Origin of the sequence: Nonomuraea basaltis, assembly GCF_005893125.1 — a bacterium.
In the GTDB taxonomy this organism is placed as follows: domain Bacteria; phylum Actinomycetota; class Actinomycetes; order Streptosporangiales; family Streptosporangiaceae; genus Nonomuraea; species Nonomuraea basaltis.
This window is the reverse complement of sequence record NZ_VCJS01000166.1, coordinates 15230-28501: the sequence shown is the minus strand read 5'-3', so window position 1 is coordinate 28501 and position 13272 is coordinate 15230. Positions and strand designations below refer to the sequence as shown.

General features: G+C 68.8%; 19 protein-coding genes. 6 read left to right on the top strand and 13 right to left on the bottom strand.

Annotation, left to right across the window (positions count from 1 at the left end):
- On the bottom strand, window positions 1–311 hold a 311-nt coding region (locus EJK15_RS48805), incomplete at its 3' end, for an ATP-binding protein (RefSeq protein ID WP_240777692.1).
- A gap of 442 nt (window positions 312–753) precedes the next feature.
- On the opposite strand from EJK15_RS48805, the gene EJK15_RS48800 reads away from it, so the two are divergent.
- The 4 genes from EJK15_RS48800 to EJK15_RS48790 all read left to right on the top strand — a co-directional run bounded on the left by EJK15_RS48800 (window position 754) and on the right by EJK15_RS48790 (window position 2631).
- Window positions 754–1533, top strand: a complete 780-nt coding sequence (locus EJK15_RS48800) for a class I SAM-dependent methyltransferase (protein ID WP_171074965.1) — start codon at window positions 754–756, stop codon at window positions 1531–1533.
- Window positions 1534–1677: a hypothetical protein gene (locus tag EJK15_RS71505; RefSeq protein ID WP_171074964.1), complete on the top strand. Its 144-nt coding sequence runs from the start codon at window positions 1534–1536 to the stop codon at window positions 1675–1677. It begins immediately after the preceding gene.
- A gap of 136 nt (window positions 1678–1813) precedes the next feature.
- Window positions 1814–2116 (top strand): ArsR/SmtB family transcription factor, encoded by a 303-nt coding sequence (locus EJK15_RS48795; protein WP_138717297.1) that lies wholly within the window; start codon window positions 1814–1816, stop codon window positions 2114–2116.
- On the top strand, window positions 2113–2631 hold the full coding sequence (locus EJK15_RS48790) for an SRPBCC domain-containing protein (protein ID WP_138717296.1): 519 nt from the start codon (window positions 2113–2115) through the stop codon (window positions 2629–2631). The genes EJK15_RS48795 and EJK15_RS48790 overlap by 4 nt, the downstream gene beginning before the upstream one ends.
- Window positions 2632–2733: 102 nt before the next feature.
- On the opposite strand, the gene EJK15_RS48785 is transcribed toward EJK15_RS48790, so the two are convergent.
- The 8 genes from EJK15_RS48785 to EJK15_RS48750 all read right to left on the bottom strand — a co-directional run bounded on the left by EJK15_RS48785 (window position 2734) and on the right by EJK15_RS48750 (window position 7435).
- The gene (locus EJK15_RS48785; protein WP_138717295.1) at window positions 2734–3357 is read right to left on the bottom strand and encodes a VOC family protein; all 624 of its coding nucleotides are present in this window, start codon (window positions 3355–3357) and stop codon (window positions 2734–2736) included.
- 5 nt (window positions 3358–3362) lie between these two features.
- Window positions 3363–3827: a helix-turn-helix transcriptional regulator gene (locus EJK15_RS48780; protein WP_138717294.1), complete on the bottom strand. Its 465-nt coding sequence runs from the start codon at window positions 3825–3827 to the stop codon at window positions 3363–3365.
- A gap of 148 nt (window positions 3828–3975) precedes the next feature.
- Window positions 3976–4386, bottom strand: coding sequence for a VOC family protein (locus EJK15_RS48775; protein ID WP_138717293.1), 411 nt, complete (start codon window positions 4384–4386; stop codon window positions 3976–3978).
- Between the two features lie 162 nt (window positions 4387–4548).
- Window positions 4549–5463, bottom strand: coding sequence for an LLM class flavin-dependent oxidoreductase (locus EJK15_RS48770; protein WP_138717292.1), 915 nt, complete (start codon window positions 5461–5463; stop codon window positions 4549–4551).
- Between the two features lie 156 nt (window positions 5464–5619).
- Window positions 5620–6069 carry a MarR family winged helix-turn-helix transcriptional regulator gene (locus EJK15_RS48765; RefSeq protein WP_240777691.1) on the bottom strand — a complete coding sequence of 150 codons (450 nt, stop codon included), beginning with the start codon at window positions 6067–6069 and terminating at the stop codon, window positions 5620–5622.
- A 77-nt stretch (window positions 6070–6146) separates the two neighbouring features.
- Window positions 6147–6482, bottom strand: a complete 336-nt coding sequence (locus tag EJK15_RS48760; protein WP_138717291.1) for an LLM class flavin-dependent oxidoreductase — start codon at window positions 6480–6482, stop codon at window positions 6147–6149.
- Window positions 6479–6922 carry a nuclear transport factor 2 family protein gene (locus tag EJK15_RS48755; RefSeq protein WP_138717290.1) on the bottom strand — a complete coding sequence of 148 codons (444 nt, stop codon included), beginning with the start codon at window positions 6920–6922 and terminating at the stop codon, window positions 6479–6481. The genes EJK15_RS48760 and EJK15_RS48755 overlap by 4 nt, the downstream gene beginning before the upstream one ends.
- A gap of 30 nt (window positions 6923–6952) precedes the next feature.
- Window positions 6953–7435, bottom strand: coding sequence for a DUF3237 domain-containing protein (locus tag EJK15_RS48750; protein ID WP_138717289.1), 483 nt, complete (start codon window positions 7433–7435; stop codon window positions 6953–6955).
- Between the two features lie 151 nt (window positions 7436–7586).
- Here EJK15_RS48750 and EJK15_RS48745 point away from each other — a divergent pair, with 151 nt between their 5' ends.
- Both EJK15_RS48745 and EJK15_RS48740 read left to right on the top strand, forming a co-directional pair.
- The gene (locus EJK15_RS48745; RefSeq protein ID WP_138717288.1) at window positions 7587–8300 is read left to right on the top strand and encodes a winged helix-turn-helix transcriptional regulator; all 714 of its coding nucleotides are present in this window, start codon (window positions 7587–7589) and stop codon (window positions 8298–8300) included.
- A 13-nt stretch (window positions 8301–8313) separates the two neighbouring features.
- Window positions 8314–8652, top strand: coding sequence for a cupin domain-containing protein (locus tag EJK15_RS48740; RefSeq protein WP_138717287.1), 339 nt, complete (start codon window positions 8314–8316; stop codon window positions 8650–8652).
- 195 nt (window positions 8653–8847) lie between these two features.
- Here EJK15_RS48740 and EJK15_RS48735 read toward each other — a convergent pair whose 3' ends face one another.
- From EJK15_RS48735 to EJK15_RS48720, 4 genes are read right to left on the bottom strand one after another with little or no spacing between them, the layout of a single operon-like run.
- Window positions 8848–10995: a peptidase domain-containing ABC transporter gene (locus EJK15_RS48735; RefSeq protein ID WP_138717286.1), complete on the bottom strand. Its 2148-nt coding sequence runs from the start codon at window positions 10993–10995 to the stop codon at window positions 8848–8850.
- Complete coding sequence (locus EJK15_RS48730) at window positions 10992–11183, bottom strand: hypothetical protein (RefSeq protein ID WP_138717285.1); 192 nt, start codon at window positions 11181–11183, stop codon at window positions 10992–10994. Before EJK15_RS48730 ends, EJK15_RS48735 begins: the two co-directional genes overlap by 4 nt.
- Entirely contained in the window at window positions 11168–12148 is a 981-nt protein-coding gene (locus EJK15_RS48725) for a TIGR04500 family putative peptide maturation system protein (protein WP_171074963.1), read from the bottom strand. The genes EJK15_RS48730 and EJK15_RS48725 overlap by 16 nt, the downstream gene beginning before the upstream one ends.
- A complete protein-coding gene (locus tag EJK15_RS48720) occupies window positions 12141–13169 on the bottom strand; it encodes an MvdC/MvdD family ATP grasp protein (protein WP_138717283.1) in 1029 nt (342 codons plus the stop codon). Before EJK15_RS48720 ends, EJK15_RS48725 begins: the two co-directional genes overlap by 8 nt.
- Window positions 13170–13272 lie beyond the last annotated feature (103 nt).

The window sequence follows — 13272 nt, the reverse complement described above, 5'->3', positions numbered from 1 at the left end:
AGATGTGTATGAGAGACAGGGGTGGGATCGGGGTCGCAGACCGCCAGCCAGACCGTGGCGTCCCCCACCCGCACGTTGATCCTTATGTCGGAGAATCCGCGAGCGGGCGGCGCGGCGTGCTGGACCGCGTTCGTGACGAGCTCGCTGGTCAGCTCGGCGATCGTCGCCTCGTTGGCGGCGCAGAGAGGCAGCTCCCAGGAGGCGAGCATCGCCGACACCCAGCGGCGGGCGATTGATGACGCGATCGGGGAGCAGGGCAGATCGCACCAGCCGGAAAGCAGCCTGCTCGTGAGGTCGGTGACGGCGGTCACCGCGCGCTCGCTCCGATTGGCGGTGAAGGGCAGGTCGGCGTGCCGTTACGGCACCGCGCGACGCCCCTCTCCTTGGTGGCTCCCGGGCCCGGGCCGCCCTCCATGGGGCGCCTTGTTAAGGCGGCGGCAGGTCCGGCCTCGGGTTTCAGGCAATGCATCGCGAACACGGCGTGAACTTCTCCCGGGATGCCCAAATATTGGGCATGATGGTCAAAAGATGGGCGCGCAGCGAAGAAAGCATCGATCGGAATAAGGCCGTTGTCAACGCGAATGGCACAAAATGTGGATCATTTGTGTTGAGGGCGGCATGCCAGAGGCCCCCTCTGCGACGACTGAATCCGGGTCACAGCGCAGAGCACGCCGCCACGCTGGAGGGCGCCATACTGAGCGTGCGCGGCGCCTTCGCCCCGTACCCGACGGGCGCAACCAGGATAATGTCTGCATGACATCAGATAAGCCGGTGGTGGCGGCGATGCGTGACGCCGCGTACTTCGACCAGTGGTATACGGACATGGCCGACTCGCTCGCTCGTGACGCCATCATTGCCCGCGCCCTGGGCCTGCCGCCGGAACTGCAGTTCGCCGGCGTCCTCACTTTGCAGGGCGTCGCCGAGGTGACCGAGGAGCTGCGCCTGCCGCAGGACGGCCTGTTGCTCGACATCGCCTGTGGGCGCGGCGGCTACGGCATCGAGGCCGCCCGACGTACCGGCGCACGCCTGGTCGGAGTGGACTTCTCAGCCGTGGCCTTGGAGCAGGCAAGGTCGGTCAGCGCCCGCCGGCTGCCCGTCGGCCGGTCCGAGTTCCGGATCGGGACCCTGCTCGCGACCGGCCTGCCCACGGGCATCGCGGACGGGGTGATGTGCGTGGACTCGGTGCAGTTTGCCGAGCCACCACTTGCCGCACTGCTCGAATTCCGCCGACTCCTGACCTCCGGCGGCCGAGTCGCCCTGACGTGCTGGGAAGCCGTCGATCCGTCCGACGAGCGGGTCCCGCCGCGCATCCACAGGGTGAACCTCCGGCGGGACCTGACGGAGGCCGGGTTCGTCGACGTGGAGGTGCATGAGAAGCCCGAATGGCGCCAGGCCGAGCGAGCGATTTGGGAAGAGGCGATCACGGCGGTTGACTCCGACGCGGCGGTGAGGTCGCTGCAGGCCGAGGGGCGGCGCTCCTTGGACACGTTCGACTCGCTGCGCCGCGTGTTCGCGACCGCCACCGCACCCTGAGTGAGGGCCGGTACTCGTTCCCAGGGCGCGACCACCGCACCCACGGCCGTGTATTACTGGCATGAGGGCGGCGTGTTCGACGGCTGCGACAACGAGTACGAGCGCCAGGCGGACACGGTGAGTCCGGTCTATTACTGCAAGTGAGGCTGGTGATCTGCGAGCTGGATCGGCTATCAGAGGTACGCCGATCGGCTGACCCAGAGCGGCTGATGGCGGGCCATCGGGGGGCTGACCCGGCCCTGGGTTGCAGGTTCATATTTCCATCTGGTAATATAAGCACGTGAGCGCCTATGCAGCCCTGGCTGAGCCGCACCGCAGGCAGATTCTCGACCTGCTGCGTGATGGTGAGCGGCCCGTTGGAGAGCTGGTGAAACGCCTTGATCTCAGTCAGCCCGGCGTGTCCAAGCACCTCAAGGTATTGCGCGAGGCCGGACTCGTCGTGGTGCGCACGGATGGCAAGCAGCGTGTGTACGCGCTGCGCCCAGAACCCCTTGCCGAGGTCGACCAGTGGCTGGAGCCCTATCGCGTGTTCTGGTCCAGGCGCCTCGACGCCCTGGAACAACACCTGGAGGAGAACCCATGATTCACGGAACCCTGGAAACGATCGACGGTCGCCCAGCGCTGCGCTTCGAGCGCACGCTCCCCTACCCGGTCGAGCGCGTGTGGCGAGCTGTCAGCGTGCCGGCAGAGCTCGAGCGCTGGTTTCCCGCAGCCGTCGACTGGACACCGGCGGTGGGTGAGACCTTTGAGGCCGGCGGCGCGACCGTCGAGGTGACCGAGGTCGATCCACCCCATCGCCTGGCTTGGGTCTACGCCGGCCAGCCGTACAGCTTCGATCTGGCCGCTGACGGAGACGGCTGTCGCTTGATCTTTATCCATGTCATCGACGACCGCGACCTCTCAGCGCAGACCGCTACCGGCTGGGAGGCCTACCTCTCGCGGCTCGAGCCTCATCTCGCCGGCAAGGACCTCTCCGAAGAGGAAGCACACGAGCGGTGGGAGGAAATTCACGAACGCTACGCCGAGCGCTTCGGGGTCGACCCGACGCCGGGTCGGCGCTTCGCGGCGGCTCTGCGTGGAGACACCGGCGACGCCTGAGTTACCGCACTACTGCATCGGGATGGCGGAGGACCAGGTCGGCGGCGAGCGCGGCGGCCGTCTCGTGATCGGCGGCCGGGGCGGGCAGACAGCAGTGGCAAGTCAGGGCGTGCTTGTCAGCGATGCGGTCTCCCACGCAAACCCGTCCGGGTCGGTGAAAGACCCGGCATCGCTGCCGAGCATGATCCGGTGCGATCCGGTGCCGTCCATGGGGACGCCGACATCCTTGGCAAGGGCACGGCGCCCGTACAGCGCCAGCTTGACCGGGCTCGACGCAGTGGCGAACTCGACGTACTTGCGGCCGAAGCTCTTCGCCACGACGAGGCCGTGGTCAACGTAGAACCGCTTGCTCGCGGCCACGTCCGCGGCTCCCAGCAGGAGCACGATCTCGTCGATTTGCCGGGTGGCCGGGCCGGTGTCCTTCTTCGCCGACGTCGCGACCTTCCAGATCGTCCCGTCCGGGGCCTGTACGACGCCGCCGTAGCCCCAGAACGACTTCGCGACCGGCTTCAGCGGTGTGGCACCGGCGTCGAGGGCGGCGCCGATGAAGCCGTTGACGGTGGCCGGCTGGGACACCGTGAGCGACAGCGCGAACCCGCGGAAGCCGGTCGTCGGCGCCTCCGAGGCCCGCAGGCGCACCTGAGTGCCCAGACCGAAGGCGGTGTAGAAGCGGTTGGCGGCCGTGGGGTCGGCCACCTCGAGGGTGACGGATTCGATGGAAGTCATGGCCGTCACGCTAGTTGCGGCTCGGTGACCGGTGCTTCTCGATTCCTGACCGGTCTGGTCACCTGTTTCGCCACGCACGACGGCATCCCCGCCGCGACGCCCGCCGCCCGGCGCTGGTAGGCGCTGGGCGGCATGCCGACCAGCTCGGTGAAGCGGGTGCTGAAGGTGCCCAGCGACGAGCAGCCGACCGCGAAGCAGACCTCGGTGACGCTGAGGTCGCCACGACGCAGCAGCGCCATCGCGCGCTCGATGCGCCGCGTCATCAGATAGGCGTACGGCGACTCGCCGTAGGCGAGCCGGAACTGGCGGCTGAGGTGCCCGGCCGACATGTGCGCGCCGCAGGCGAGCGCCTCGACGTTCAGTGGCTGCGCGTACTCCCGGTCGATCCGGTCGCGGACGCGGCGCAGTCGCGCGAGGTCGTTCAGACGCTCTGCCGCGGTAAGTGCGCGCCCCCATGCGGGATGACACATGAGAGAACTCCTTTCATCGATGTTCGCGAGCACCTGGGTACATGCCGAGGTGCTCGCCGGTGAGGGTGTATCGAGGACGGAGGCCTGGCAGCGCCGGCCGCCGCATTCTCTGCGGCGGCCATCATGGCCAAATCGATGGCTGAACGGCTCAGCGAACCTCCTGGATGCGGACCAGGTTGCCCGCGGGATCGCGGAAGGCGCAGTCGCGGATGCCGTACGGCTGCTCCGTCGGCTCCTGGACGACCTCGGCGTTGCCGGCCTGCAGCTTCTCGAAGGTGCCGTTGAGGTCCCGGGTTGCCAGCAGGATCCAGCCGTAGGTGCCCTTGGCCATCATCTCGATGATGGTGCGGCGCTCGTCCTCGGTGATGCCGGGATCGGCGGCCGGCGGCGCCAGGAGGATGGACGTGCCGGGCTGGTCGACAGGGCCGACCGTGATCCAGCGCATCTTGCCGTGTCCGACGTCGCTGCGTACCTCGAAGCCGAGGGTGTCGCGGTAGAAGGCCAGGGAGGCGTCCGGGTCGTCATGCGGGAGGAAGCTCGTGTGAATGGTGATGTCCATGGCCGTCACGTTATCTGCGGCTCGGTGAGCGGTGCTTCTCGATTCCTGATCGGTCCGGCCATCTGTTCACCCAGGATCTCCACGACGGCCTCCCCGGTGATCGCAGGCCGGGACAGCGCCTCCTCCTCAACCGTCGACCCAGCCGGCTCGTGTGACGGGCTCTCAGCCGTTTTCCTTCGCGATCGCTTCGCGTACGGCTGGGACGATCTCGCTGGCCCAGCGGCCGAGGAAGACAGGGTCCGGTGCACCGTGACCGGCGGAGAAGAGCATGAAGCCCGACGCGCCGTGCTCCAGCACGGCTCCGGTCAGCTCTTCGGCCCATTGGCCGACGGAGCCGCCGATCCAACGGCCGTCGCGGTCACGCGTGGCAGGCAGCGGCCGATCGGTGATGCGTCCGGGGAAGTTGAAGACCGTGCGGATCTCACGCGGATCGCGGCCCACGGCGGCCGCCGCTTCGTCGATGATCGGTCGCGACCCCCGGTATCGCTCGCTGAGCCAATCCGCCGCGTGGCCGGGGATCCAGCCGTCGGCCACCCGGCCGGTGGCGGCCAGGGATTTCGGGCCCACCGATCCGGTCCACACGGGGGGCGCGGCGACAGGAGCCGGCTCGATCTGTTCCACCTGGTAGTGGCGGCCCCGGTAGGTGACCGGCGGACCGCCACCCGACAGCGACTTGACCAGGACGATCGCCTCCTCGAAGGCGTCCACGGCATCGCCCGGTGACAGCCGCGGCACTCCCATGTCGGAGATCCGATCCCACAGCCCGCCCGCGCCCATGCCGAGCACGATGCGACCGCCCGACAGCGCCGACAGCGACGTCACCGTCCGTGCCAGCATGGGAGCAGGCCGGGTCGGCAGGTTGGTGACGTTGGCGAAGCCGGAGATGCGCTGCGTACGTCCGAGGATGAATCCGAGAGAGGCGTAGGCGTCCAGGCGCCCGCCGATGTAGGGATGGTCCGACAGCGAGAGGATGTCCAGCCCGTCACGGTCGGCCTGCTGAGCCATGCGCAGCAGCTCCGGCACCTCATCGATGCCGGAATGCGCGCCGAAGCCGAAGACGACTTCTTGTACAGACAACGTTCTGCCTTTCATTCGAGGGGCTATTTTGGCGGTGCCGAACTGTTCGGTGAAGCGGGCGGTGAATTCCTCCAGACAAAAGAGTTGCAGTTCGTGTCACGAACCATATTGGTTCGTAGCTCGAACTGCAACTCTCGTCTTGGGCGCGGGGCGGTCTCAGGGCTTGCGATCGGCGCGGGCTCCTTCGTCGGGCTCCAGGAAAACCGCCGGAACCTTGTTGTCCAGCACGACTTGGCCGAGCAGCTCGGCGAGCGTGTCGCGTTCCGCGGCGGCGAGCCCCGTTGTCAGTCGCTCGATGCGCCGGCAGGTCTCGACATAGAATTCCTCCACGAGCCTGCTGCCCCGCCGGGTGAGCGCGACCCGCACCGCACGCGAGTCCTGCGGGTCCGGTTTGCGCTCGACCAGGCCGTTGCGCTCGGTGCGGTCAACCAGGCCGGTCAGGCTCGACTTCGCCAGCCCCAGCACCGCACCCAGTTCGCTCATGCCGTACGGCTGTGCCATCAGCACGCACAGCAGCTGACCCTGCTGCGAGGTGAGGCCGTACTCCCGGGCAGAATCGGCGTACACGGCATTCACCAAGAATGTCGACCGTACCAGCGCGGCCACAACCCCGATCTGGCCAGCATCATCTTTAATCACTCGGTCAGGGTAACATTCAAGCGTCTTACAATTCGCGCGACGAACTACCTGGAGAGGCTCAGTTGCGTGGTCGTGTCGAGGCAAGCCATCGAATCGTTCGCCGGCCCGGCGGGCTCCGGCGGTCCCGCGAGCGTGATCGGGTTGCGCAGGACGGGCAGGAGGGCGGCGGTGCCGATGGTGATCCGGGTCGTTCGCGCCGCGGCCGCGCTCAGCAAGGTCAGTGGCTCGGGGACGGGAGTGGCGAGCAGTGAGTCACCCGTCCACACCGAGTCGAACCCGGCCTTCTCGGCCTGTTCCGCGAAGTCGAGCACCCCGGCGATGGAGGTGCCGTTGAGGAGTGATTCTCGGGCGGGCAGGAACACTCCGACTTTCGGTGTCATGAGTGACCCCTGGACCCGGCCGCGGATGCGGCGGTGATCGCGGCCTGCGCCTGGGGGAGGTCGATGAAGGTGTCCTTGCGTTCGACCAGCCCGTTCTCGTCGAGCGTCACCACGTCGAGGCAGTCGAAGCGGATCGGGCGTCGATCGCCGTCCGGGCCGGTGAGAACGGCGGTGAGTGCCCAGTCGAGAACCCAGTGGCGGTCACCGATGATGACCCGGTGGATGTCGAACCCCATCTCCGGCCATTGGGCGAAGAGCGCGGCGAAGGCGTCGCGGACCGCGGACCGGCCGTGGATGGGCTGCTCGCCGTTGTGCAGCCAGAACTGGGTTCCGGGCGAGTGCAGCGCGACGATCGCGTCCACGTCGTGGGTGGCGAAGGTCGCGACGTAGGTGTCGAAGAGTGCGCTGACGTTGGATGTGGGCGGTGCGGTGGTGGGCATGGCGTGCTCTGGCTCCTGTCACTGGCCGGATTACTGAATGCTGTAGACGCGGTAGTGCACGTGGTTGAGGGACAGCTCGTTGACGGCGATGGCGACGGTGGAGTTCAGCCACGCGTAGCGGTCCGCGCCGGACTCGAACAGGGGTGCCGACCGCGCGTGCATCTCGTCCCAGCCGATGGTCTCGCCGGCCCACAGTCGGCCGATCGCCTCGTCCGAGAGCGAGGCGCGACCGGTGACGGTGACGAACACCAGCTCGTCGTCATGGGTGCGGAGCGTCGCCCGGACGTCGAGGCGGGCGACGCGGTCGGAGCCGACTATGATCCAGTCGCCGCCGCCGGGCAGGAACTCGCCGCGCAGCCGCGGTCCCTCGACGGTCCCGTGGTCGACGACCGCGATCATGCGCGTGCCCAGTGGGGTGGAGAAGGTCTGCATGGTCTGGAACGTGATGGCGAAGTCGCACAGGTGCTCGACCGTGACCGCGGTGGTGGCTGGGTCGGTGTCGACGAGGGTCATGAGGTGTCCTCCCGGGCCGTTCGTGGCGGCAGGCCTTGTTGGGCGCCTGCCGCTGCACCACCTTCAGACGATCACTTGGAAAAGTCAAGTATCTAATCTGAATTTCAGAGCGCAAGCTTTGATTCGAGAAGACCTGCGGTAGGCTCTCGTCATGGCATCGCGGACCTACGGCCACTACTGTGCGGTGGCCAAGACACTCGACGTGGTCGGTGAGCGCTGGTCCCTGCTGGTCGTCCGGGAGCTGCTCGACGGGCCGAGACGTTACGTCGATCTGCTCGCCGGGCTCGCGGGCATCTCCACCGACATGCTCGCCACCCGCCTGAAGGTGCTGGAAGAAGCCGGAATCATCAGTCGGCGCACGCTCCCCGCGCCTGCCGCGTCAAAGGTGTACGAGCTGACGCCGCTCGGCCGGGATCTGCAACCGGCGATGACCGAGCTGGCCCGGTTCGGCATGCGCCTGCTCGGGGAGCAGGGCGACGACGACGCCTTCCAGATCCACTGGATCACGCCGTCGCTGCGGGCGATGTTCCGGCCGGAGCGGGCCCAGGCCCTATCCCTCACCGTCGAGTTCAGAGTGGGCGCCGACGCCATGCACGCCCGCATCGCCGACGGCGCGCTGCACACCTGCCCGGGCCACGCCGACGATCCCGACGCGGTCCTGACCTTGGCCGATGCCGCGACCCTCGCCGAGATCGGGCGCGATCCCGCCGCGTCGCTCACCGCCGTCTCCACCGGCCGCCTCCACGTTCAAGGACGACCCGACGCCGTCCAAGCCACGAGAGAGCTCTTCGGGCTCAACCGTGACGCGCAACGGCGCTCAACGCATGGAGGCTCTGGCCAACGATCAGGCGCTGGTCAGCTATAGGTACGCTTCTGCCATGCAGATCATCGAAGGTGCGGGGGTGTGGACGCCGCCCGCCGCCGGAGCGGCCAACGACTGGGTGGAGCAGTTGAGGGTGCCGGACCTGTCGGTGGGAACGTACTGCATCCCGGCCGGCGGGCGCGACGATCAGAGCCCGCACACCGAGGACGAGATCTACGTGGTCACTGCGGGGCGGGCCAAGATCGTGACGCCGGACGGTGCGGCCGAGGTGGGCCCCGGTTCGGTGATCTTCGTGCCGGCGGGCGAGGAGCACCGGTTCGAAGAGGTGACCGAGGACCTGGCACTGCTGGTGGTGTTCGGCCCGGCGTACGGCTCCCGCACACCAGGTCGGTGAGTGCGCCTCACCTGAAGGCGTCTCCGAACTGGTGCCTGAGGTACATGATTGCTCGGAACGGACGCCCGGATCCAAGCAAAATTCATCGAGACGGTCTCAGCCCCGACGATGAGCGAGCCGAGTCGGTCCGGGGACGGCACCACGAGGGTGTCGCCGACACGAGTTCCGGTGCGACCCGCCCGCGTCGGCCGGCCGTCACGACGAGGCCGCGCGCACCGTCTGGGCGGCCACCAGGGCGGCGTAACGGCCTCCGTGGGCCAGGAGCCGGTCGTGGGTGCCCCGCTCCACGATGCGGCCGCCGTCGACCACCAAGATCAGATCCGCGTCGCGGATCGTGCTCAACCGGTGCGCGATGACGATCCGGGTCTGGGTGAGCCGGGCGAGGTGGCTCTCGATCGCCGCCTCGCTCTCGCTGTCGAGGTTGCTGGTCGCCTCGTCCAGCAGCAGGATCTTCGGCCGGGAGAGCAGGGCACGCGCGAGGGCGAGCCGCTGCCGCTGGCCGCCCGAGAGTCCGGCGCCCTCGGTGAGCATGGTCTCGTACCCCATCGGCATCTGGCGGATCTCGGCGTCCAGGCGAGCCGTCCTCGCCGCCTCGACGATCCGGGCGAAGGACGCGTCGGGATCGTTGAGCGCGATGTTCTCCCTGATCGTGCCGGTGAAAAGCGAGGGGTCCTGGGTGACGACGCCGAACTGCCGCCGCAGCGTGCGCAGGTTGAGCTCGCTCACCGGCACCCCGTCATAAAGGATCTCGCCCGTGGTCGGTGTATGGAGCGCCAGCAGCAGCCGGGACAGTGTGCTCTTGCCCGACCCGGAGGAGCCGACCAGTGCGACCTTCTGGCCGGGCTCGATCTTCAGTGAGATGCCCTGGAGCGTCCACGGCGCCCGGGGGTCGTACCGGAAGCCGATGTCGCGCAGCTCGACCGAGCCGCGCAGCCGGAGGACCTCGATGCCTTCGGACGGTTCGGGGTCGGAGGCCAGGATGTCGGAGAGCCTGTCGAAGTGGGCGCCCGCCTGCTGGAGGCTCTGCATGCTCGACATGAGCGAGGACAGCGGTGTGAGCGCGCCGACGGCGATGGCGTTGAGTGCGAGCAGCGTGCCCAGGGTGAGGTCCCCGTCCAGTGCCCGCCAGGCCCCGACCCACAGCAGGCCGAGCGGGGCGAGCACGCGGATGGCGGCGAGCGCCGCCTCCAGCAAGCCCTGGGTGATGCCGCCGCGGATGTCCGCGTTGAGCTGGGCGGTGAAGTTCTTGGACCATTGGTCGACCGCGTGCTTCTCGGCCCCGGACGCCTTGAGGGTCTCGATTCCCCCGATGGCCTGGATCAGCTGGCTCTGCGTCGCCGAGAACGCGGTCAGTTCCTGCTGGGCGAGGTAGTTGACCCGGCGGCTGGTCGCCAGCAGCAGCACGATCTGCAGGAGGGCGACGCCGAGGAGGCACGCACCGAACAGAGGGTCCTGTATGAAGACCAGGATCAGATATCCGATCGCCAGCGGCCCGTCCAGCAGGGCTGACAAGATCTGGCCGGTCAGCATCTCCCTGAGCACCGCGACGCTGCCCGCCCTGGTGACCAGGTCTCCCGTGCCTCGCAGCGCGAAGTAGCGGTAGGGCAGGGCGATCAGGTGGGAGACCACTCCCCGGGTCAGCTCGGCGTCGGCGCCCGCCCTGACCGCGACCAACAGGACCGACCGCAGCGCGCCCACGACGAACTGCGTCACCGTGGCGAGCAGGATGCCCGCGCCCAGCACACCAAGGAGCGTGTCGGCACCCATGGGCAGCACCCGGTCCACCAGCACCTGCGAAAACAGCGGCAGCACCAGCCCGAGCGCCTGCAGCAGCAGCGACGCGAGCACGACCTGCGCGAGCAGGCCCCGCCGGCGCATGACGAGATTCTTCAGGAACTGGCGCCGCCACGTGCTCGCCGCGCTGGAGCGCCCCCGTCTGAACGTCGGGCCCGGCTCGAAGGCCAGCAGGACGCCGGTGAATCCGGCGTTGAACTCCTCCGCCGTGAGCCTGCACCGCCCGCGCGCGGGGTCCACGATGTCGACGCGATCGGGAGCCCAGCGCTCGACCACCACGAAGTGGTTGAACTCCCAGTGGACGACGGCGGGCATGGGGATGCGGGCGAGGTCATCGGGTTCCAGGGAGAAGGCCTTGGCGGTCAGCCCCGACTCACGGGCGCCCGCCACGATGGCGAGCGCGGTGAGCCCGTCCCTGCCGACCTGGAGCCGGTCGGTGAGTTCGTGGAGCGAGACGCGGTGCCCGTGGAACGACAGCACCATGGCCAGGCACGCCGCCCCGCATTCGGAGACGGTGTTCTGCAGCAGGACCGGCACGCGCCTGCTCATGACGAAATCCTTGATGCCACGACGAGCGCGAGACCGCCCCCGATGGCGAGGAGCACGATGACCAGCCCCCAGAGCAGCAAGAACCACTCTCGCCGGATGACCAGCGGCCTGCTCTCCCGGGTGGAGGGGTCGGCGTACCGGCGCAGCGCCTCTTCACGGTAGATGGGGCGGCTCACGACCAGTGCCATTCGATCGACGCGCGCTCGCGGCGCTCGGCCAGCCAGGCGTTGAAGGCGGCCTGCCCCGCGGCGGCCAGGGTGGCGGGGTCGTCCTCGGCGGGCCGGCGTTCGATCACCGAGCCGGTGAGGAAGCCCTTCTCATGCCGGACGGGCCCGACGACGCTCCCGGGCTCGGTGCCCCGCAGCGGCTCGGGCAGCTCGTACTCCCACCGGTCGCCGACGCTCGCCTGGGCCTCACCGGCGGCCGCCGTGAGCGAGGTAATCAGCTCGGCGGGCGCGGTGGCGCCGAGGGGGGCCGGACCCGTCACCCACAGAGCCCGTACCCTGGCGAACTCGGCGCGGTGCGTGGCGAGGTAGGCCGGGGCGAGCTCCGCCTCCATGCGCCGCCGGAACCTCCGGCGGCGGGCGATGCCGCCGACATACTCCTCGAACTGCGGCAGGGACATTCCGACCTGCTCCAGCCAGGAGACGGTAGCCGCGCGGTCGTGCAGGCCGCGCCCTCTGCGGAACTCGTCGGCCGCCGCTTGGAGGTCCTCAGCGGCCAGCGGCTCGTCGTCGGCCATCACCTCGTTGAGGACCAGGCACTGCTCGACGATCTCGTCGTGCGGGGACATGTTGTTACGGGAGAGCGAGCGCAGCATGGTGAGCGCCTGGGCCACGGACAGGTGGACCTGGTCCACGCTGACCAGCTGGCCCGCCGCCCAGTGGGTCGAGTGCTCGATCAGCCAGGGCACGCCCTCGTCGGCCGGGGCGGTCAGCGCGACCGTCCCGCCGTCCGGGTGCGCGAGCAGGAGGTCGTAGTCGACCACAGGTGTACCGGGCCGGATGTCGACGACGAGCTGGGCATCGGTTCCCGGGTTCTCGGCCGTCCACTCCGCGGCGGTCCTGCGGGCCGCGTCCACGTGGGCGCGCCTGCGGGGCAGCCCGCGCAGCAGTTCGACGGCGGACTCCAGTACGGCGCCGAAGTCACTCATGGGACTCTCCCTCCTCCTTCGCATGGGCCTTCGCATGGGCGGCCGTCTGACCGGCGGTCTCGTCGCGGGCGAGCCAGGCGGCGATGGCGTCGCTGATGGGCAGGCCCGTACGCATCTCGATGAACCCCCAGGCGCCGTTGGGGTTGATCTCCAGGAAGACGTAGTCGCCTTCCGGTGTGAGGATCAGGTCGATGGCCCCGTACGTCAGCCCGAACGAGGCGACCAGCTCGACGCATCGCTTTTCCACGTCCGCGGGAAGCGCGTGCGCGGCGTACCTGACCCGGTCGTCGTCGTAGTGGCGCCAGTCCTCCCTGGCCGTCCGGGAGGCCTGCGAGTCGATCTCGGCGGCGAACACCTCGTCCGCCACGACGATCACCCGCAGCTCCACGGCCTTGGGCACGTACGGCTGGAGGATCACGGGCTCGTGCTGGAGCAGGTGCCGTGAGGTGAGGTGACGGCGGGTCAGCACGGTCGTGTACGTGCGGTGGTCCTCGCCGTCGATCGTGAAGTTATCGGAGTTGATCTGCTTGGCGATGAGCCTGCCTTCGGCGCGCTCGTACGCCGGGACCAGCTCGGCCGGATCGTTGGTGAACGACGTCTCCGGTATGGAGAAACCCAGCGCCGCCGCGCGGGCCATATGAATGATCTTGTTATGGGCCTGGCGCTCGGGCTCGCGCCGCGAGGGCAGCCACCGGGCGGGGATCAGGTCCCACGCTCCGTCCAGAAGGAACTGGGCCTGCCAGTCGACGTGCTCTCGATGGCTCGGCTCCGACACCCCGGCCGACGCCGCCGAGGGGGTCGGGCGCCTGCGCCACACCGCCGTCACCGTCGAGAGATCGAGCGTGCCGTTCTCGGTGTGGAGGGTGATGCGGTGCTCTCCGTCCGCGAAGGCCACCGTGAGCCGGCTCCTGGCGGGAAACTCCCCGCTGTCCCACCAGGTCACCGGGATGTTCCGGCGCAGCAGCTTCGGCATCACCATGTCGACCGTGTCGTCCAGAGGGTCGCTCAGTATGAGGATCATGTTCCAGTCGCCTCGCTCGCGGTGTCTCTCCGTATGAAGACGGCGGAGCGGGACGGGCCCGCTCCGCCGCTGCGGAAGGAGATCAAGGTGAACGGATGGTTCT

Excerpts from the sequence above, each read along its gene's own strand:
- EJK15_RS48735 (WP_138717286.1), bottom strand. The coding sequence starts at position 10,995 with ATGAGCAGGCGCGTGCCGGTCCTGCTGCAGAACACCGTCTCCGAATGC.
- EJK15_RS48730 (WP_138717285.1), bottom strand. The coding sequence starts at position 11,183 with ATGGCACTGGTCGTGAGCCGCCCCATCTACCGTGAAGAGGCGCTGCGC.
- EJK15_RS48760 (WP_138717291.1), bottom strand. The coding sequence starts at position 6,482 with ATGACACCGAAAGTCGGAGTGTTCCTGCCCGCCCGAGAATCACTCCTC.
- EJK15_RS48720 (WP_138717283.1), bottom strand. The coding sequence starts at position 13,169 with ATGATCCTCATACTGAGCGACCCTCTGGACGACACGGTCGACATGGTG.
- EJK15_RS48740 (WP_138717287.1), top strand. The coding sequence starts at position 8,314 with ATGCAGATCATCGAAGGTGCGGGGGTGTGGACGCCGCCCGCCGCCGGA.
- EJK15_RS48800 (WP_171074965.1), top strand. The coding sequence starts at position 754 with ATGACATCAGATAAGCCGGTGGTGGCGGCGATGCGTGACGCCGCGTAC.
- EJK15_RS48785 (WP_138717295.1), bottom strand. The coding sequence starts at position 3,357 with ATGACTTCCATCGAATCCGTCACCCTCGAGGTGGCCGACCCCACGGCC.
- EJK15_RS48790 (WP_138717296.1), top strand. The coding sequence starts at position 2,113 with ATGATTCACGGAACCCTGGAAACGATCGACGGTCGCCCAGCGCTGCGC.
- EJK15_RS48750 (WP_138717289.1), bottom strand. The coding sequence starts at position 7,435 with ATGACCCTCGTCGACACCGACCCAGCCACCACCGCGGTCACGGTCGAG.
- EJK15_RS48775 (WP_138717293.1), bottom strand. The coding sequence starts at position 4,386 with ATGGACATCACCATTCACACGAGCTTCCTCCCGCATGACGACCCGGAC.
- EJK15_RS48745 (WP_138717288.1), top strand. The coding sequence starts at position 7,587 with ATGGCATCGCGGACCTACGGCCACTACTGTGCGGTGGCCAAGACACTC.
- EJK15_RS48725 (WP_171074963.1), bottom strand. The coding sequence starts at position 12,148 with ATGAGTGACTTCGGCGCCGTACTGGAGTCCGCCGTCGAACTGCTGCGC.
- EJK15_RS48755 (WP_138717290.1), bottom strand. The coding sequence starts at position 6,922 with ATGCCCACCACCGCACCGCCCACATCCAACGTCAGCGCACTCTTCGAC.
- EJK15_RS48780 (WP_138717294.1), bottom strand. The coding sequence starts at position 3,827 with ATGTGTCATCCCGCATGGGGGCGCGCACTTACCGCGGCAGAGCGTCTG.